Source organism: Pseudomonas kribbensis, assembly GCF_003352185.1.
GTDB classification, from domain to species: domain Bacteria; phylum Pseudomonadota; class Gammaproteobacteria; order Pseudomonadales; family Pseudomonadaceae; genus Aquipseudomonas; species Aquipseudomonas kribbensis.
In genome coordinates this window covers 4428683-4445580 of record NZ_CP029608.1, presented here as the reverse complement: position 1 = coordinate 4445580, position 16898 = coordinate 4428683, and the positions used below count along the sequence as shown (strand labels likewise).

19 protein-coding genes are annotated in these 16898 nt (G+C 61.1%); 11 read left to right on the top strand and 8 right to left on the bottom strand.

Annotated features, from left to right (window positions below):
- Nucleotides 1-151: 151 nt before the first annotated feature.
- A complete protein-coding gene (locus DLD99_RS20240; RefSeq protein ID WP_162803503.1) occupies nucleotides 152-748 on the top strand; it encodes an Ig-like domain-containing protein in 597 nt (198 codons plus the stop codon).
- Nucleotides 749-830: 82 nt separating this feature from the next.
- Here the strand turns inward: DLD99_RS20240 and DLD99_RS20235 are convergent, their stop codons facing one another.
- Nucleotides 831-1868 (bottom strand): patatin-like phospholipase family protein, encoded by a 1038-nt coding sequence (locus tag DLD99_RS20235; protein ID WP_114884596.1) that lies wholly within the window; start codon nucleotides 1866-1868, stop codon nucleotides 831-833.
- A 218-nt stretch (nucleotides 1869-2086) separates the two neighbouring features.
- Here DLD99_RS20235 and DLD99_RS20230 point away from each other — a divergent pair, with 218 nt between their 5' ends.
- The 3 genes from DLD99_RS20230 (at nucleotide 2087) to DLD99_RS20220 (ending at nucleotide 4126) form a co-directional block, all read left to right on the top strand.
- Nucleotides 2087-2365 (top strand): hypothetical protein, encoded by a 279-nt coding sequence (locus DLD99_RS20230; protein ID WP_041069470.1) that lies wholly within the window; start codon nucleotides 2087-2089, stop codon nucleotides 2363-2365.
- Between the two features lie 77 nt (nucleotides 2366-2442).
- Nucleotides 2443-3210, top strand: a complete 768-nt coding sequence (locus DLD99_RS20225; RefSeq protein WP_114884594.1) for a CHAD domain-containing protein — start codon at nucleotides 2443-2445, stop codon at nucleotides 3208-3210.
- A 121-nt stretch (nucleotides 3211-3331) separates the two neighbouring features.
- The gene (locus DLD99_RS20220) at nucleotides 3332-4126 is read left to right on the top strand and encodes an acyl-CoA thioesterase (RefSeq protein WP_114884592.1); all 795 of its coding nucleotides are present in this window, start codon (nucleotides 3332-3334) and stop codon (nucleotides 4124-4126) included.
- A gap of 1 nt (nucleotide 4127) precedes the next feature.
- On the opposite strand, the gene DLD99_RS20215 is transcribed toward DLD99_RS20220, so the two are convergent.
- The 3 genes from DLD99_RS20215 to DLD99_RS20205 form a co-directional block, all read right to left on the bottom strand.
- Nucleotides 4128-4493: a DUF962 domain-containing protein gene (locus DLD99_RS20215; protein ID WP_114884590.1), complete on the bottom strand. Its 366-nt coding sequence runs from the start codon at nucleotides 4491-4493 to the stop codon at nucleotides 4128-4130.
- A gap of 121 nt (nucleotides 4494-4614) precedes the next feature.
- A complete protein-coding gene (locus DLD99_RS20210) occupies nucleotides 4615-6096 on the bottom strand; it encodes a methyl-accepting chemotaxis protein (RefSeq protein ID WP_114884588.1) in 1482 nt (493 codons plus the stop codon).
- Between the two features lie 108 nt (nucleotides 6097-6204).
- Complete coding sequence (locus tag DLD99_RS20205) at nucleotides 6205-7011, bottom strand: TatD family hydrolase (protein ID WP_114884587.1); 807 nt, start codon at nucleotides 7009-7011, stop codon at nucleotides 6205-6207.
- 237 nt (nucleotides 7012-7248) lie between these two features.
- Here DLD99_RS20205 and DLD99_RS20200 point away from each other — a divergent pair, with 237 nt between their 5' ends.
- The 3 genes from DLD99_RS20200 to DLD99_RS20190 all read left to right on the top strand — a co-directional run bounded on the left by DLD99_RS20200 (nucleotide 7249) and on the right by DLD99_RS20190 (nucleotide 9769).
- Nucleotides 7249-8670: an MltF family protein gene (locus DLD99_RS20200; RefSeq protein WP_114884585.1), complete on the top strand. Its 1422-nt coding sequence runs from the start codon at nucleotides 7249-7251 to the stop codon at nucleotides 8668-8670.
- Nucleotides 8671-8776: 106 nt separating this feature from the next.
- The gene (locus DLD99_RS20195; protein WP_007950955.1) at nucleotides 8777-9211 is read left to right on the top strand and encodes a DoxX family protein; all 435 of its coding nucleotides are present in this window, start codon (nucleotides 8777-8779) and stop codon (nucleotides 9209-9211) included.
- A gap of 249 nt (nucleotides 9212-9460) precedes the next feature.
- On the top strand, nucleotides 9461-9769 hold the full coding sequence (locus DLD99_RS20190; protein ID WP_114884582.1) for a class I SAM-dependent methyltransferase: 309 nt from the start codon (nucleotides 9461-9463) through the stop codon (nucleotides 9767-9769).
- Between the two features lie 3 nt (nucleotides 9770-9772).
- Here DLD99_RS20190 and greB read toward each other — a convergent pair whose 3' ends face one another.
- From greB to DLD99_RS20175, 3 genes are read right to left on the bottom strand one after another with little or no spacing between them, the layout of a single operon-like run.
- Nucleotides 9773-10270: a transcription elongation factor GreB gene (gene greB / locus DLD99_RS20185; RefSeq protein WP_003226818.1), complete on the bottom strand. Its 498-nt coding sequence runs from the start codon at nucleotides 10268-10270 to the stop codon at nucleotides 9773-9775.
- 34 nt (nucleotides 10271-10304) lie between these two features.
- Nucleotides 10305-12809: an ABC transporter permease gene (locus DLD99_RS20180; RefSeq protein ID WP_114884581.1), complete on the bottom strand. Its 2505-nt coding sequence runs from the start codon at nucleotides 12807-12809 to the stop codon at nucleotides 10305-10307.
- The gene (locus tag DLD99_RS20175; RefSeq protein WP_114884579.1) at nucleotides 12809-13492 is read right to left on the bottom strand and encodes an ABC transporter ATP-binding protein; all 684 of its coding nucleotides are present in this window, start codon (nucleotides 13490-13492) and stop codon (nucleotides 12809-12811) included. Before DLD99_RS20175 ends, DLD99_RS20180 begins: the two co-directional genes overlap by 1 nt.
- A gap of 10 nt (nucleotides 13493-13502) precedes the next feature.
- Here DLD99_RS20175 and DLD99_RS20170 point away from each other — a divergent pair, with 10 nt between their 5' ends.
- From DLD99_RS20170 to DLD99_RS20160, 3 genes are all read left to right on the top strand, one after another.
- Complete coding sequence (locus DLD99_RS20170; RefSeq protein WP_085710773.1) at nucleotides 13503-14108, top strand: arylesterase; 606 nt, start codon at nucleotides 13503-13505, stop codon at nucleotides 14106-14108.
- A gap of 57 nt (nucleotides 14109-14165) precedes the next feature.
- Nucleotides 14166-14459, top strand: a complete 294-nt coding sequence (locus tag DLD99_RS20165; RefSeq protein ID WP_007908575.1) for a hypothetical protein — start codon at nucleotides 14166-14168, stop codon at nucleotides 14457-14459.
- A 150-nt stretch (nucleotides 14460-14609) separates the two neighbouring features.
- Nucleotides 14610-15581: a L,D-transpeptidase family protein gene (locus tag DLD99_RS20160; protein WP_085710772.1), complete on the top strand. Its 972-nt coding sequence runs from the start codon at nucleotides 14610-14612 to the stop codon at nucleotides 15579-15581.
- Nucleotides 15582-15704: 123 nt separating this feature from the next.
- Here DLD99_RS20160 and oprI read toward each other — a convergent pair whose 3' ends face one another.
- Nucleotides 15705-15956 carry an outer membrane lipoprotei OprI gene (oprI, locus tag DLD99_RS20155; protein WP_003183784.1) on the bottom strand — a complete coding sequence of 84 codons (252 nt, stop codon included), beginning with the start codon at nucleotides 15954-15956 and terminating at the stop codon, nucleotides 15705-15707.
- Between the two features lie 637 nt (nucleotides 15957-16593).
- Between oprI and DLD99_RS20150 the strand changes: the two genes are divergently transcribed.
- Nucleotides 16594-16875: a GNAT family N-acetyltransferase gene (locus DLD99_RS20150; protein WP_007955658.1), complete on the top strand. Its 282-nt coding sequence runs from the start codon at nucleotides 16594-16596 to the stop codon at nucleotides 16873-16875.
- Nucleotides 16876-16898: the final 23 nt, after the last annotated feature.

Below are 16898 nucleotides of genomic sequence, written 5' to 3'. Positions count from 1 at the left end.
CGTTCTTCCCTTTCAGCCATTCGTCGACACTGTCAGTTCTGTCAGGTGCGATGCGTGAGTTGCCGGTTGTAAGTTCTTGTATCGAATGATCAGGGCCAGTGGCTCGGTTATTTGTTCGACCAACTTGGCAGGCAAACGCGAGGGAGTACTCATGGACACTGATAAGAAATTTGAAATGGACGAATCGGATGTCTCTATACAGGGGACAGTTCACTGGTTGCAGGCGCATTCCGGTTTAATGCCGGAAGCTTCTCCCGATACGTGTTTTAAGCGCCAGCCTACGGGTGGCAAAAAACCGTACACGTATGACGTAAGTAATCCCAGACGCGCTAAAGTCGATGACGAAGGCCTCGTCATTGCGCTGAGTGCGGGCCGGGAACCGATCACAGTGACAGCTACCGAAGCAGGTGGTCAGTCCAAAAGTTACCGCTTGTTTATCCCTAACGGATATCCCTTCTTTACCTTCGGCCCAGGGCGATTGGGCTCCTTGATACAAGATGCGAACCGGGAACGAGTAGGGTTGGCCACTCTCGATGATTTAAGGGTTCTCCATCAGCGCTTTGGTCATGTGTGGCCATTGGGGGGCGGACAGTTCTGGTCGACGACGGGCTCGGCGGAGAAGCCAGAGCCTCCACCTCCACCTCCACTCGAGACCGGAATCAATTACTACACCAAGAACATGGCGAACGGGGGCGAGCAGACCAACGACAGTGGGCATGTGTTCACCGCTTTGGGTAGAAACCTGTAGAGACTTGCCTGCCAGAACTGCGGTTGGCTTCTGGGGGGCTGACACTCGCTCCTGGAGCCGTGTTCTTCCCCTTCACGCTTACTCAGTTCTGCTCGCTTTCGTATCGATCCAGCGTATCCCGGGCAATTTCGCGGCCCAGTGCGATCAGCTCCGGCGCCTTGTAAAACTCGAAGAACCGGCAGACCCGCTTTGGCACGTTGATCAGGATGTCCGGCGGATACCCGGCGATCTTGTATTGCGCCAGCGAGGTCTGCATCACCTCGAAACTCTGGTTGATCAGATCCAGCAATGACGCCGGCCCGACGTTATCGACGATGAATGAACCGGTGGCGGATTTCGGTGCGCCGTCGCGTTCGGGGGCGGCGGCCGGTTGCTGGGTTTCGGGCTCCGCACCTTCGACCCATGGATTGATCTCGGCGGCCTCGGCGCGCAACGCTTCCTGTTCCAGACGCAGCAGTTGCTCGGCTTGTGTGCGGCGGAACGGCATCTTTGAACCGAGTGAACTGATCAGATTGTCGAAGCGGCTACGAAACGCCGCCGGGCGTTGAATCACCGGCAGTTTGTAATGACGCTGGTTGGTCGAGTTGAGATTGACCGCGATGATCAGGTCGCAGTGGCTCGACACCACCGGCACGATCGGCAACGGATTGAGAATGCCGCCGTCCACCAGCATCCGGTTACCCTGCATCACCGGGGTGAACAGGCTGGGAATCGCCGCCGAGGCGCGCATCGCCTGATGCAGGCAGCCTTCCTGAAACCAGATTTCCTGCTGATTGGTGAGGTCGGCGGCCACCGCCGTGTAAGGGATGCGCAGCTCCTCGATGTTGATTTCGCCGACGATCTTGCGGATCTGGCCGAAGACCTTTTCGCCACGGATCGCGCCGAGGCGGAAACTCACGTCCACCAGCCGCAGCACATCGAGGTAGTCCAGGCCTTCGATCCAGCGTCGGTACTCGTCGAGTTTGCCGGCGGCGTAGATGCCGCCGACCACCGCCCCCATCGAACAACCGGCAATGCAGGCGATGTCGTAACCACGCCGTTCGATCTCCTCGATGACCCCGATATGGGCATAGCCCCGGGCGCCACCGGAGCCCAGCACCAGTGCGACACGCTTTTTCATCAGACTTCCTCCCCGACAGGTTTCCACAATGCACCCATCGAGGGCCGGGCTACAATCGTCAGGGTCGTTCGGGGTGGCGCTGGCGTCGTTATTTCGATACTTCATGACCCGCTGGCGTTATCTTTCGCCGTGCGGTGGATTCACGGGGCACAAGGCACTTTTTCACCGCCCGAACGTCTTAATTGCACGACTGTTGACCTATCTTTGAGGTGTTAGTGATGAAAGCCTGGATCTGTGTGCCCTTGATTGCCCTGGCATTGGCCGGTTGCGCCGGCAAGACCGCCTACCGCGACAGCTGCGGCAGCCAGCTCGATGCGGCGTGGCATGAGCTGGATCTGGCCAAGGCCGAGGGTTTTGCCGGTACGGTGAGCTACTCCAAGGCCCTGTCGCTGCTGACGGCGGCCAAGACCCAGCAGCAATTCGAAGGGTTCGAGGGTTGCAGCAAAAAAGCCGAGAAGGCGCGTTTCTACATTCGCGAATCCCGCGCCGGGCGCTAAGCTGCTGACGTAGCGCAAGTGCAGATGCCTTGCGCAGGTACACACTCATGCAGCGCCATTGAATTCAGGAGCAAGTAATGTCTGCGTTGGTCGACCGGTTGGTGGCTCATGTCCTGAGCCTGGAAGTCAGGCTGCTGGCCTGTCAGGCACGTTTGACCGCCCGGACCGACCCTGAGGCGCTGCATGATCTGCGAACCACCGTGCGCCGCTTGCGCAGCCTGTTGCGGCCATTGCGCGGTTTGCCCGGTGTCGAGCAACTGGAGGTCGCGGCGGCCGGTGTCGGGCAAGTGACCACGCCATGGCGCGATCGCGAGGTGTTGGCGGCGTATCTGCTTGAACATGGTCAGCCTGAGGCCGCGCAGCGTCGTATGGCGCAGATGGCCGAGGCTTATCCGGCATTGGCGGCGAGTGCGGAAGTGGCTTCGCTGCTGATGATCCTCGATGCGTTTCCGCGTTTCCTGCGGGCGTCCCAGCGTCAGGGATTGCTCGATGATCTGGACAAACGCATCGAAAGACGTCTGGGCAAACAATGGAAAAACCTCGACGTGGCGCTGCACGATCCGGCCCACGACCGCCATCGCCTGCGCCTGCTGATCAAGCGTGTACGCTACGGCATCGAGGCTTATCCCGAACTCGATCGCCTGCCGAAAGCGGCGCTGGCTCGCCTGAAGTCCGCACAGGGCGCCCTGGGTGACTGGCACGATTGCTGGCAATGGCTGGCAAAAGCCGAGCAGGAAGCGGATCTGCAACCCTGCGTCGCCACCTGGCAGGCCACCATGATCAAGGCCGAAAGCAAGGCTGACCGGGTGCTGGAAAAACTCAGCGCCACCTGTTTCAAATCCTGAATCTCTCTACAGCTCGGCGCGGCTGTCTTATCTGTCAGTCTCTTTGACCGGAATGGACGCTGCGCCGCTCTGCCGCGCTGGTTAAGATCCGGTCATTCCCTTTTTTGTGTCCGAGGTTCCCATGCGCTTCTGCGATCTGATCGATGCTGTCCGCCGTCAACCGGAGGTCACCATTCCGGCCGAGTGGGGCCAGGGTCGGGCCAGTTTTGGCGGGTTGGTTGCCGCACTGCAATTTGAAGTGATGCGCACTCGGGTGCCAGCCGAACGGCCGGTGCGTTCGCTGGCGATCACCTTCGTCGGGCCGGTCGAGCCCGAGGTGCCGGTGAGCTTCGAGGTCGAGGTATTGCGCGAAGGCAAAGCGGTCATTCAGGTGCTGGGACGCGCCGTGCAGAACGGCCAGGTGGTGACGATGGTGCAAGGCAGCTTCGGTGCTTCGCGCCTTTCGGAAGTGGCGGTTGCAGCTTATCCGGCGCCCGAGATGAAACACTGGGACGATTGTCAGGAACTGCCGTACATCAAAGGCGTGACCCCGGAGTTCATGCGTCATCTGGCGATGCGCTGGAGTGTCGGCGGCATGCCGTTCACCGGCATTCAATCGCGGCTGATGGGCGGCTGGGTGCGCCTGCGTGGGGATGTGAAGGAAGAGCCGGTCAACGAGGCGCATCTGCTGGCGCTGGTCGATGCCTGGCCGCCTGCGCTGTTGCCGTATCTGAAGAAACCGGCGCCGGGCAGCACGCTGACCTGGACCATCGAATTCGTTCAGCCATTACACGATTTGAGCACGCTGGACTGGTGCCAGTATCTGGCGGACATCGAGTACGCCGCCGACGGTTACGGCCACGTCGCCGCCAAACTGTGGAGCGCTAAGGGTGAGCTGATTGCCATGAGCCGGCAAACGGTGACGATCTTCGCCTGACTCAATGACGGCGGTGGCGCTCACGCCAGGCGCGATACCAGCCGCCGCTGAGCAGAAAGCGCGGGAAGGTCAGAAACTGCTCGACCAGAAGGCGCGATATCGCGTCCTTGCGATCACTGAACGGCTCGGAGGCTTGCGCCTCCAGGCTGTGGCCGTGGCGCTGCAAGCCCAGCGCTGCGACAATCCCGATAACGCCAATCGCCACGCTCGCCAGACTCAGGCTGAACACGCCCGAGACGATCAACAGAAACGCGACGATGAACAGCGGTACGGCGATCAGGTGCAGCACCAGATTGGTCGGATGCTGGTGATTGGCCGGGTACGCGCGCCATTGCCATGCGGGAAGGTTGGGGTGACGTTTGCCCATGTTGCTGCTCCTCAATCCATGTTCGATTCATGGTTGAAGAATAGGCCCGGGCGGGCAGGGCGGCGAATCAAGGTTGGCTATTGCAGTGATAGGGACAATGACGGTTCCTGATGTTGTCCCCCTAGAGCTTCAGCTGACCGATTGCCTTGTTCAGTTCCCCGGCCAGCGTCGCCAGCTCGTTACTGGTAGTCGCCGAATCCACGGTCTGCTGCACCGTGTTCTCGGTCACATCGCGAATGCTCACCACCGCGCGGTTCATCTCTTCGGCCACCTGGCTCTGCTGTTCTGCCGCTACCGCAATCTGCGTATTGCTTTCGCGCATCTGCGCCACCGCGCCGGTGATTTCCGCCAGCGCTTCGCCGGCCTCCTGGGCCTGCTGCACGCAGTCGTCGGCCTTGTACGAACTCTCCTGCATGAAATCCACCGCATCGCGGGTGCCGGCCTGCAGCGCCGAGACCATGGTGGTGATTTCATCGGTGGAGGTTTGCACGCGTTTGGCGAGGTTGCGTACCTCGTCGGCGACCACCGCGAACCCACGACCCATTTCCCCGGCGCGGGCCGCTTCAATGGCGGCATTGAGCGCCAGCAGATTGGTCTGTTCGGCGATGCTGTGGATCACGCTGACCACGCCGTTGATTTTCTGACTGTCCTCGGCCAGACGCTGGATCATCTCGGCGGTCTGTTGCACGCCGCTGGACAGGCCGGCAATCGAATGCTGAACGCGGGTGACGACTTGCTGACCGCTGCCGGCCAGGCCATCGGCGGTCTGTGACAGATCACGAGTGGCACCGGCGTGCTGGGCGATGTGGTAGACGGTGGCGGTCATCTCGTTGATCGCGGTGGCCGCCTGATCGGTTTCGCTCTGCTGGCCGAGCATGCCGTGGCGCACCTCGTTCATGCTCGACGCCAGCCGCGCTGCGCCGACGTCCAGTTGTCGTGCGGTGTTGGCCACGGTGGTGACCACGCGCTGGTAGCCGGCCTGCATCGCGTTGAAGGCATTGGCCATCTGTCCGACTTCGTCCTTGCAGGCCAGCGGCACCCGCGCCGAAAGGTCGCCGGTTTTCTCCACGTGCAGCATCACATCCTTGAGCGTGTTGAGCTGGCTGAGCAGAAAGCGGATCAGCAGCTGCGAGGCACCGAGCATCGCCAGCATCAGGATGAACACCGCCACCGCGTAGTTGGCGAAGCGTTCGCTGAACACCTGGCTGAGGCTGGGGGCGTAGGCGATCACGGCGACCTGCTGGCCATCGGCACGGCTGAATACCTCGGCGCCGAGCAGCGGGTTTTCGCCGAATAACGGCAGGTGACTGATCTCGATCCAGCCGTTGCTGTCGGTGATCTCCAGCAGCGGCTGATCGTTGAGGCGCGGGGCTTCACCGCGTTTGAACGTCAGCACCTGATCGCTCTTGGGCAGTGCCTGACCTGCGGGCCAGGCCTTGAGCAATTGCGCCTGCGCCTGGGCCGAGGTTTGCGCGGCATGGCCGCGTGCCTGTTGTTCGAGCTGCACCGCGTACAGCACCAACAACAGGGTGGTGACAAAGGCGACCGCGTTGACCGCCCAGAATTTGTATTTCAGCGAGATATTGCTAAGCCAGGCACCCATGGAGGTCTTCTCTGATAGCGGAAACAGTTTTGGCAAGGTGCCATTATTGTGCCGCTACGCAGGTGCCCGGATCTTGATATGCGTCAACAAGTGATGCATCTGCCTTGGTCAGGGCAGGGTGGGTAGACCGTAGAAAGCCCGGGCGCAGGCGGTGGTGTGGGCCGCCAGATCTTCCTCGGTCTCCCCTCGATGCAGCGCCACTTCACGCAGCACTTCGGTCAGATACGCCGGCTCGTTGCGCCCGTTCTTCGGCTTCGGCCGCAATGTGCGTGGCAGCAAGTAAGGCGCATCGCTTTCCAGCATCAGGCGACCGCGTTTGATCTCCTTCACCAGCGGATGCAAATGGGTGCCGCGACGCTCGTCGCAGATCCAGCCGGTGATGCCGATGTGCAGGTCCAGATCGAGGTAGCTGAACAACGCTTTCTGCTCGCCGGTGAAGCAATGCACCACGGCGGCAGGCAACTGATCGCGGAAGTCGCGGAGGATTTCCAGCAGGCGCTGGCTCGCGTCACGTTCGTGCAAAAACACCGGTAATTGCAGCTCCACGGCCAGGGCCAGATGTTCCTCGAGGACTTTTTCCTGCTGCGGGCGCGGCGAGAAATCGCGGTTGAAATCCAGCCCGCATTCACCCACTGCCACCACGTTCGATTCCTTCAGCAGACTGCGCAGTCGCCGAGCGCTGTCGGCGTTCCAGTCACTGGCCGAGTGCGGATGGATACCGGCGGTGGCGAACAGTCGCTGGCCGTCCGCATCCAGTTGCCGGCACAGCTCCAGTGCCTGTTCGCTGCCCTCGACGCTGGTGCCGGTCAGCACCAGTTGGCAGACCCCGGCAGCGTAGGCGCGGTCGAGCACGGCCTGGTGTTTGTCGGCGAAACTGGGGTTGGTCAGGTTGACGCCGATATCGATGAGTTGCATGGTGCTACCTCGGGCCGAAGGCCGGAAAGCATATCAGAGCAGTAGATTTAAAAGAAAAACCAAGAACTACAACGGCTTATGGCTGTCTGTTGAGGCCGCGAGGCAACACAGGGTGGCGCGGTTGCCATCACTGTGCCAGTCTCTCGCACTTTATCAGCGCTTCAGGCGCTCTGTTTTCGTCGGTGTTTTGCGACCGTTCAGCGGCAAAAAACGCCCCGTATTCTTTCCGGAGAGTGGATGGTTCGTCCCTCGGTTTTGCTCCTGCTGTGTGGTTCGTTGCTGCTGCCGATGACAGCGGTCGCGCGCCTGCCCGGGCCGCTGCAAGCCGTGCCGGCCGCCAAGGTCCGCGACCTGACCGAGATTCGCAGCAGCCGTGTATTGCGAGTGCTGGTCAACCAGAGCCGCAACAGTTCCGGCGAAGTCCAGGGCCAGACCATCGGCGTCGAATATCACCGTTTGCGCGCCTTCGAGCAGTACCTCAATGGCCACGCCCGTGACGGCCAGGAAATCACCCTCAAGATCATTCCCAAAGCCAAGGATCAATTGCTCGGCGCACTACAGCGTGGCGAAGGCGATCTGGTGGCCCCGGGCGAACTGCTCGACCTGCAACCGGGCCACGCGGTCGCCAGTAGCGAGCCGATCGCCAGCAATGTGCCGCTGGTGCTGGTCGGCATCAAGGGCGAAAAGCGCTACACCAAGGTCGAGCAACTGGCCGGCAAAACCCTGGCGCTGCCCACCGGTAGTGCGGCGGGGGAGGCGGTCAGTCAGCTCAACCAGAAACTGGCGCTGCACAAACTGGCACCGATCAAGATCGAATGGGTCGATCCAACCCTGGCAGTCGAGGATGTGCTGGAAATGGTCCAGGGCGGCATCTTCCACCTGACCATCGTCGAGCAACCGATTGCCGAGCGCTGGGGCAAGATCCTGCCCAAGCTGCGTTTCGACCGGCAGCTGATGATCAGCGAACCGGGCGAGGAATACTGGTTCGTGAGGCGCGATGCCTCGATGCTGCGGGCGAGCATCGACCGCTTCCTGACCGGCTACAAGACGCCGTCGAACGAAGACGCAGCGTTTCTGCGGATCTACCGCCGCCTCTATCAAGTGCACTATCCATTGGCCAAGGCTGACCGCCAGCGCCTGGAAAAACTGCGTCCGACCCTGCAAAAGCATGCCGAAGCGCAGAACATGGACTGGCTCAATCTGGCCGCTCTGGCGTTCAAGGAATCGGCACTGCAACCCAGTGCACGCGGTGGCGGTGGCCCGACCGGGCTGATGCAGATCACGCCGTCCGCCGCGCAGCGGGTCGGCGTCAACAACATCCAGAATCTCGATGCGAATGTGCAGGCCGGAGCCAAGTACCTGGCGATGATCCGCCGCAAGTTCTTCAACAGCCCCAAGCTCAATGAGCGCGAGCGCATGGCGTTCACCCTGGCCGCCTACAACATCGGCCCGGAACGCGTGCAGGGCATGCGTGCCGAGGCCCGGCGACGTGGGCTTAATCCGAACCAGTGGTTCTTCCAGGTCGAGCGCATCGCGATGGAGCAGGTGGGTATGGGCGCCGTCAGCTATGTTAATAGTGTGAACAAGTATTACTTGGCGTTCGACCGGGAGCGTGAGTCGTTGGAGCCCCGGGGACAGAAAGTTGTCTCACGCAAATAATCAAATAAATTGATTGTTATGGCGGAATATTTGCGCTTTTAACATAAATTTAACTGATTAATATGGCGGTCAACCAACAAGCACTTCTCCAACAAGGAATACAAACATGAGCTCTCTGATCAACAAGGTCCTGTTCACCCGCGCTGGCTACGGTCTGACCATTCTGCGCATTGCCGTCGGCGTGATCTTCGCCGCCCACGGTTCGCAAAAACTCTTCGGCCTGTTTGGTGGCTACGGCCTGGCCGGCACCGCGCAGTACATGGAAAGCATCGGCCTGACCCCAGGCTATCTGATGGCGACTCTGGCAGGCGGTACTGAATTCTTCGCCGGTCTGGCATTGATCATCGGTCTGCTGGTGCGTCCGGCGGCACTTGGTCTGACCTTCCTGTCGCTGGTGGCGATCTTCACCGTGCACATCAGCAACGGCCTGTTCATGGCCAACAACGGTTACGAGTTCGCCCTGGCTCTGCTCGGTGGCAGCCTCGCGGTACTGATCGAAGGTGCCGGCAAGCTTTCGGTGGATCGCGCCATCGCCGGTTGACCGCTCTGGCTCAAGCAAAAGGCCCGCATTGTGCGGGCCTTTTTGTTGCGGCTGATTCTTGACACTCGCGGGTCACGTTCTCTAGGATGCCGCTCATGCGCCGATTTAAACAGCTACTTGCGGGGCGCCAGGTGACTATTCTTCAGTTGCCGTCAGAAGCCGGAACAGGGCTTCGAAATACCGCTAAAGCGCTGGTTCGGTGTTGCCTCTCACCTGCCATGCAGACTTTTGAGGCAGAGACACGACACGATGAATGCACTACGCCCTCCAGCACGTCCCGCGCCGATCACGGCACATATCACCCAGCGCAACCCAAAAATCCTGCTTGGCGGCAAACACCAGCCGACGCTGTTGCGTTATCTCGATGGCTGGCCACGTCGCAGCGGCGGTCCTGCCGCATTCCTGATTCAGTTTGTCGAAGACGGCGAGTCGCTGGCGCGTTTTGCCGATGACAGTTTCGACCTGGCGGTGATCCAGTCGCCCAGCGCTGAAGACGCCCCGGAAATGATCCGTCAGCTGACCCGCGTTGCCCGCCAGGGTCTGATTGCCCGGCGCTGAGTGTCAGGGATAGTCGATCGCCACGATATAAACGAATTGCTCGCCGGTTGGCGTCTGGACCCGGACTTCGGCGTCCAGCGCCTTGCCGATCAGGGCGCGGGCCAGCGGCGAGTCGATGCTGATCAGGCCCAGTTTCAGATCCAGCTCGTCCGGGCCGACGATGCGATAGCGCGACTGCTTGCCGTCCTCATCCTCGATGGTCACCCAGGCGCCGAAGTAGACCTTGTTCGGATCGCTCGGTTTTTCGCTGACCACTTTCAGCGCCTCAAGGCGCTTGGTAAGAAAGCGCACGCGGCTGTCGATCTCGCGCAGCATCTTCTTGCCGTAGGTGTATTCGGCATTTTCCGACCGATCGCCCTGAGCCGCCGCTTCGCTGACCGACTGCGTCACCTGCGGGCGGCGTACATGCCACAACTCATGGAATTCGGCGCGCATCCGCGCTTCACCTTCGGGGGTGATCAGCGCGGTGCCGGCGGTGCGGGGAGGGCGATAACGGCTCATGGCAACTTCTTGTGGTATTGAGGGCTGGAGTCTATCAACCCTCGCGCAGCACTGTCAGCGGGCTCGCATTCAGGGCCCGACGGGTGCCGAACACGCCGGCGCCACCGATCAGGGCCGCGCCGATCAACGGCAGCACCAGCAACCATGGATGCGGATGCCAGGGCAGGTCGAACGCGAAGCGATACAACACCAGGCTCACCACTTCCGTACCAATGGCCGCCAGCAATCCACTGACTGCGCCAAGCAAGCCGAACTCGATCCGCCGCGCCTTGACCAGCAACTGCCGTTCCGCCCCCAGCGCACGCAACAACGCACCCTGGCGAATGCGTTCATCCAGCGTCGCCTGCAACCCGGAAAACAGCACCGCCATCCCGGCCGCCAACACAAACAACAACACGTACTCCACCGCCAGGGTGACCTGGGCGAGGATGCTGCGCAGCTGTTCGAGCAAGGCTTCGACCTGCAGGATGGTCACCGCCGGGAAGGTTCGCGACAGCTCGACGATCTGCTGGTCGTGACCGGGCGCCAGATAGAAGCTGGTGAGGTAGGTCGCCGGCAGATCTTTCAACGTGCCGGGCTGGAAGATCATGAAGAAGTTCGGCTGGAAGTTGTCCCAGTTGATTTCCCGCAGGCTGGTGACCTTCGCTTCACGATTGACTCCGCCAACGGTGAACACCAGGTGGTCGCCGAGTTTGAGTTTGAGGCTTTCGGCGACTTTGCCTTCCACCGACACACCTGGAATTTCGTCCGAGGGTTGTCCGCTCCACCACGAACCCGCGGTGATCTTGTTGCCCGCGGGCAAGTCAGCGGCCCAGGTCAGGCTCAGGTCACGCTGGATCGCCCGGTCGCCGGCCGAATCCTTGCTGACGATCTGCTGCACCGCTTCGCCGTTGATGCTGATCAGCCGTCCCGGCACCACCGGGTACAACGGAGCAGCCTGGGCCGAGACATTGATCAGGTGATCGGTGAAGGCCTGTTTGTCCGCCGGCAGGATGTTCAGGGCGAAATAGTTGGGAGCATTTTTTGGCAGCTGGTTTTGCCAGGTGTCGAGCAATTCACCGCGCAGCAGCGCAATCAACGCCATGGACAGCAGGATCAGACCGAATGCCAGGGATTGCCCGGCCGCCGCGAGAGGGTGACGCAGCAACTGGCCCAGGCCGAGGCGCCACGGCAGGGAGGCGCGAGCCAGCAGGCGACGCAGGCTGTTGAGCAGCAGCAACAGCAAACCACCGAGCACCAGCGCGGCGACCACGCCACCGCCGAGCAAGGCAAACGTCAGCAGCAGATCCAGACTCAGGCGCCACATGATCAGGCCGAGCGCGCCGAGTGCTGCGCCGTAGACCATCCAGGTGCTCGACGGAATCGGCAGCATGTCGCGGCGCAACACTCGCAACGGCGGCACACGGCCGAGGGCGGCGAGCGGCGGCAAGGCAAAACCGGCCAGCGCCACCAGCCCGGTGCCGATCCCCGCCAGCGCCGGAAGCAAGCCACCCGGCGGTACGTCGGTCGGCAACAGATCATGCAGCAGCGCAAACAATCCCAACTGAGCAAGCCAGCCAATCAGGGCACCGCTGAGGCTGGCGAACAAGCCGAGTACTGCCAGTTGCAGGCTGAACAACACCATGGTTTCCCGGCGTGACAATCCCAGGCAACGGAGCAGGGCGCTGGCGTCGAAACGACGGCTGGCGAAGCGATTCGCCGACAGCGCCACGGCCACACCGGCCAACAGCACGGCAACCAGACTGGCCATGTTCAGATAACGCTCGGCCTTGCCCAGTGCGCCGCCAATCTGCCGGTTGCCGTCGCGGGCATCCTGGATCCGCTGGTTGGCGGCAAGGCCCGGTTTGATCAGTTGGCGATAGGTTTCCAGCGCGTTCGGTTCGCCGCGCCAAAGTTCGCGATAGCTCACCCGGCTACCGGGCTGGACCACGCCGGTCGCGGCGAGGTCGTCGAGGTTGATCAGCACCCGTGGCGTCAGGCTGTAGAAGTTGCCGGCGCGATCCGGTTCGTAAGTCAGCACTCTGGTGAGCTTCAGCGTCTTCATGCCGACGTCGATGCTGTCGCCGATCTTCAGGTCCAGCGCCGTGAGCAGGCGCGATTCGACCCAGGCTTCTCCAGGTTGTGGTTCGCCCCCCGACGTTTCGGCAGCAAACGGTGCCGGGGCACTTTTCAGTTCGCCACGTAGCGGATAGGCGCGGTCGACGGCTTTGATGCTCGACAGCTGAATGCCGTTGTCGGTGGCGATGACACTGGAAAACTCAACGATCTGCGCATGGTCGAGGCGCAGCTCGGTACCGCTCCTGATTTGTTCCGGTCGTGCGGGAGAGCTGCCTTCGAGCACCAGGTCCGCGCCGAGAAACTCTGTGGCGCGCAACGTCATCGCACCATTCAGGCGGGCGCCGAAATAACCGATGGCGGTACTGGCGGCAACCGCCACCAGCAAGGCGAAGAACAGCACCCGCAACTCCCCGGCGCGCGCATCGCGCAGGAGCTGGCGCAGGGCAAGGCTGAACAGGCGCAACAGCGGCAGACGTGCCATCAAGGCTCCAGGGGGGCGACCAGCAGGCCGGCTTCAAGTCGGATCAGGCGCCGGCAGCGATGGGCCAGGCGTTCGTCGTGGGTCACCAGCACCAGGGTGGTGCCGCGTTCCTTGTTCAGTTCGAACAGCAGGTCGCTGATGCGCTCGCCGGTGTGGCTGTCGAGGTTGCCGGTGGGTTCGTCGGCGAACAGCACGTCCGGCTCGGCGGCGAAGGCCCGGGCGATGGCGACGCGCTGTTGTTCACCACCGGAGAGCTGGCGCGGCGAGTGAGTCAGGCGCTGGCCGAGGCCGACCCGTTGCAGTAATTCGGTGGCGCGACCGCGGGCGTCTTTGCGGCCGTCGAGTTCCAGCGGCAGCATGACGTTTTCCAGGGCGTTGAGACTGTCGAGCAGCTGGAACGACTGAAACACGAAACCCACGTGTTCGGCACGAATGCGCGCGCGCTGGTCTTCGTCGAGATCGCTCAGGGACTGGCCGGCGAGAACGACTTCGCCGCTGCTCGGCAGATCGAGGCCGGCGAGCAGGCCGAGCAGGGTGGATTTGCCGGAGCCGGACGCGCCGACGATGGCCAGGCTGTCGCCCTTGTTCAGTTCCAGGCTGAGTTCGTGCAGGATGGTCAGTTCACCTTCCGCGCTGGGAACCACTTTGCTAAGGTTCTTCGCGGTGAGAATGCTTGCGCCCATGGAGAATCCGATGCGTGTGTGGTTTTTGAGTGCTGGCCTGGCCTTGATGTGCATGGCCCAGAACGCAGCGGCGGGTACAGTCCTGATCGTTGGCGATAGTATCAGCGCCGGTTTCGGACTGGATACCCGGTTGGGGTGGGTGTCGTTGCTCGAGCAGCGGCTCAAGTCCGAAGGTTTTGACGATAAAGTGGTCAACGCCTCCATCAGCGGCGACACCAGTGCCGGAGGCCAGGCGCGGCTGCCGGCGCTGCTTGCAGAGCACAAGCCGGAGCTGGTGATCCTCGAGTTGGGGGGCAACGATGGCCTGCGGGGAATGCCGCCGACGCAATTGCAACAAAATCTTGCTTCGATGATCGACAGCTCCCGTCAAAGCGGTGCCAGGGTGCTGTTGCTCGGCATGCAACTGCCGCCCAATTACGGCAAGCGCTACACCGATGCCTTTGCCGAGGTCTACGGCAAACTCGCCGAGGAGAAAAAGATCCCGCTGGTGCCGTTTTTCCTCGAGGGCGTGGGCGGGCACCCGGACTTGATGCAGGCCGACGGTCTGCACCCGGCAGCCGGGGCCCAGGGCAAGTTGCTGGAAAATGTCTGGCCGACGCTAAAACCGCTGTTATGAGGCTTTTCTAGCGGCAGGCTTTCGGCTAATGTGGCGCCCCCCTAAATGGAGCCCCCGATGTCGCGTTCTGCCTGGTCCCTGTTTGCCTACCAACTGATCGAGCCTGACGAACAGCTGGATCTGTTCGCCTGCCAGGAAGTGCGGGTGCATCTGGTGACCCGTCAACTGGAGCTCGGTGGCTCGGCCGACCGGACGCTGTGCGGCAGTCTGCTGCCGGCGCAACCGCGCTGGTCGAGCGTGGATCGCCGGGTGTTCCAGGATCAGCGCCTGTGCTCGCTGTGCCGGGCGATTCTCGAATCGCAGAAGCGTGGAACCTCGCCGATCTGGCCTGAACTGCGTTTCGAGCTTTAAGCACACGCACCTGCCGAACGCCGTCCGCTCTTACAGTAGCTTCAATTATGAAGACTGCTGCCAGCCCATCGGCGCATCTCCCCGAATTCCCTGGGTGCGGTGTACAATCGCGTTCCTATACCCTTGTCGATCTTGCGAAGGATTCTCCGGATGTTGCCGCGTTTCCCTGCCGTCACCCGCTGCCTGTCTCTTGCCGCCCTGTGTGTGGCCGGTCCCGTTGCCGCCTTGGAGTTTCCCCTGCCACCACCTGGTGAAGACATCATCGGCCAGGTGCAGGTGATCAAGGCCAAATACGAAGACACCTTTGCCGATCTGGGCACCACCTACGATCTGGGTTATTCGGAAATGGTCGCGGCCAACCCGGGCGTCGATGCCTGGCTGCCGGGCGCCGGCACCGAAGTGGTCCTGCCGACCCGATTCATCCTGCCGCCGGGTCCGCGTGAAGGCATCGTGATCAACCTTGCCGAGTACCGCCTCTACTACTACCCGAAAGGCCGGAACGTGGTGTACACCTTCCCGCTGGGTATCGGTCGCGAGGGCTGGGGCTCGCCAATCGCCCACACCACGATCACCGCCAAGACGCCGAATCCGACCTGGACACCGCCCGCCTCGATCAAGGCCGAACACGCCGCCGATGGCGATCCGCTGCCGAACGTAGTGCCGGCCGGCCCGGACAACCCGCTGGGGCCGTTCAAGTTCACCCTGGGCACGCCGGGCTACCTGATCCACGGTTCGAACAAGAAGTTCGGTATCGGCATGCGCACCAGCCACGGCTGCTTCCGCATGTTCAACAACAACGTGCTGGAAATGGCCAGCATGGTGCCGGTGGGGACTTCGGTACGAATCCTCAACGACGCGTACAAGTTCGGTCGCAGTGGCGGCAAGATCTACCTGGAAGCGCACACGCCGATCGACGACAAGGGCAACCCGTCGGTGGTCGACAAGCACACCGCCGTGATCAACGCGATGCTCAAGCGTGAAGACATCACCAACAACCTGCGCATGAACTGGGATGTGGTGCGTGATGTGGTGGCGGCGGAAGATGGCCTGCCAACTGAAATCGGCACACCGAACACCTCGGCACCGATCGTTTCCAGCGCACCGATCGACCTGCAACAGTAAGCCGGAAAACAGAACCCGCCGATGCGTGAGCGTCGGCGGGTTTTTTATTGCATGAAGAAAATTTCAGGCAAAAAAAAGCCGACCCGAAAAACGGGTCGGCTTGATAACAATCCCGAAGGACTATTACTTGCGGCTAGCTTTTTCCAGCATGCGCAGAGCACGCTCGTTAGCTTCGTCAGCAGTCTGTTGTGCTTTTTGAGCAGCAGCCAGAGCTTCATCAGCTTTACGGTAAGCTTCGTCTGCACGAGCCTGGGAGCGAGCAGCTGCGTCTTCAGTAGCGGTCAGACGTGCTTCGGTTTCTTTCGATGCGCTGCTGCAACCGGTAGCCAGAACTGCGGCCAGAGCCAGAGCAGAGAATTTCAGAACGTTGTTCATCGTGTTCCCCTTCAAGGACTTTCAATTAAGTGGCTGTCTCCTCCGATTGAGGAAATAGCCGGCGTACATACTACCCATTACTTGTAGTAAGTAAACTGACGTAAGGCAAGAAGCAAAAAAAATTGTAGGCGTTGATTCTTTTTCGAGCAACTTTTAACCGGGCTGTATAAAAAATATTCAGCTGTAACGCCCGTCGTGAGCGAGTTATTGAGAAAAAGTTCCCGTTGTCGGGTGCTGTTTTGCAGGTAGTGGCTAGAGTCTGCCTATATGGGTTCGTCTACACTTTTGTTCCGATTTTGCGTGACAGCTCGCATATCTTTGTCCATGTTCAGGTGACTTTAAAAAACCAGGCACGTCTTAAGTCTCAACATCCGGCGATGTTCAGCCTTTCGGTTCGGGACAAGGTTCTCCCGAACCGGTCCTGAGTCCACCGGAACTGCCCCGTCAATCAGCCTGATGACGAGTGCGCCTTGAGCATTTTCGTCATTGGTGCCTACTATTTGATACGTGCTCGGGTTGCGCGAGATCGGTGCAGTTCTTCTCGGTGTCCATCAGGCACGGGGTGGCGTAGATGTTCCTTCGCCGGGAAAACATCGGTAAGGTAGGGGTCAGCATTCGAGACCCGCGAGGAGTAGTGATGAGCGAGGCGTTGTCCATCCACCATGACCAGGCTGGTCATCAGTTCGAGACCAATGTGGACGGTCATCGTGCCTACCTGACCTATATGGATCTGGGGAAACAGACCCTGGATATCTACCGCACCTTCGTGCCCAACGCATTGCGTGGCCGAGGCATTGCGGCAGCCCTGACCGAGCGGGCACTGCAATACGCCGATGAAATGGGCTACACGGTCATTCCGTCGTGCTCCTACGTGGAGCGCTACATGGAGCGTCATCAGCGGCGCACCGCCAAGATCTGACTGACCCCACACCGCACACACAA

Excerpts from the sequence above, each read along its gene's own strand:
- DLD99_RS20240 (WP_162803503.1), top strand. The coding sequence starts at position 152 with ATGGACACTGATAAGAAATTTGAAATGGACGAATCGGATGTCTCTATA.
- DLD99_RS20235 (WP_114884596.1), bottom strand. The coding sequence starts at position 1,868 with ATGAAAAAGCGTGTCGCACTGGTGCTGGGCTCCGGTGGCGCCCGGGGC.
- DLD99_RS20230 (WP_041069470.1), top strand. The coding sequence starts at position 2,087 with ATGAAAGCCTGGATCTGTGTGCCCTTGATTGCCCTGGCATTGGCCGGT.
- DLD99_RS20225 (WP_114884594.1), top strand. The coding sequence starts at position 2,443 with ATGTCTGCGTTGGTCGACCGGTTGGTGGCTCATGTCCTGAGCCTGGAA.
- DLD99_RS20220 (WP_114884592.1), top strand. The coding sequence starts at position 3,332 with ATGCGCTTCTGCGATCTGATCGATGCTGTCCGCCGTCAACCGGAGGTC.
- DLD99_RS20215 (WP_114884590.1), bottom strand. The coding sequence starts at position 4,493 with ATGGGCAAACGTCACCCCAACCTTCCCGCATGGCAATGGCGCGCGTAC.
- DLD99_RS20210 (WP_114884588.1), bottom strand. The coding sequence starts at position 6,096 with ATGGGTGCCTGGCTTAGCAATATCTCGCTGAAATACAAATTCTGGGCG.
- DLD99_RS20205 (WP_114884587.1), bottom strand. The coding sequence starts at position 7,011 with ATGCAACTCATCGATATCGGCGTCAACCTGACCAACCCCAGTTTCGCC.
- DLD99_RS20200 (WP_114884585.1), top strand. The coding sequence starts at position 7,249 with ATGGTTCGTCCCTCGGTTTTGCTCCTGCTGTGTGGTTCGTTGCTGCTG.
- DLD99_RS20195 (WP_007950955.1), top strand. The coding sequence starts at position 8,777 with ATGAGCTCTCTGATCAACAAGGTCCTGTTCACCCGCGCTGGCTACGGT.
- DLD99_RS20190 (WP_114884582.1), top strand. The coding sequence starts at position 9,461 with ATGAATGCACTACGCCCTCCAGCACGTCCCGCGCCGATCACGGCACAT.
- greB (WP_003226818.1), bottom strand. The coding sequence starts at position 10,270 with ATGAGCCGTTATCGCCCTCCCCGCACCGCCGGCACCGCGCTGATCACC.
- DLD99_RS20180 (WP_114884581.1), bottom strand. The coding sequence starts at position 12,809 with ATGGCACGTCTGCCGCTGTTGCGCCTGTTCAGCCTTGCCCTGCGCCAG.
- DLD99_RS20175 (WP_114884579.1), bottom strand. The coding sequence starts at position 13,492 with ATGGGCGCAAGCATTCTCACCGCGAAGAACCTTAGCAAAGTGGTTCCC.
- DLD99_RS20170 (WP_085710773.1), top strand. The coding sequence starts at position 13,503 with ATGCGTGTGTGGTTTTTGAGTGCTGGCCTGGCCTTGATGTGCATGGCC.
- DLD99_RS20165 (WP_007908575.1), top strand. The coding sequence starts at position 14,166 with ATGTCGCGTTCTGCCTGGTCCCTGTTTGCCTACCAACTGATCGAGCCT.
- DLD99_RS20160 (WP_085710772.1), top strand. The coding sequence starts at position 14,610 with ATGTTGCCGCGTTTCCCTGCCGTCACCCGCTGCCTGTCTCTTGCCGCC.
- oprI (WP_003183784.1), bottom strand. The coding sequence starts at position 15,956 with ATGAACAACGTTCTGAAATTCTCTGCTCTGGCTCTGGCCGCAGTTCTG.
- DLD99_RS20150 (WP_007955658.1), top strand. The coding sequence starts at position 16,594 with ATGAGCGAGGCGTTGTCCATCCACCATGACCAGGCTGGTCATCAGTTC.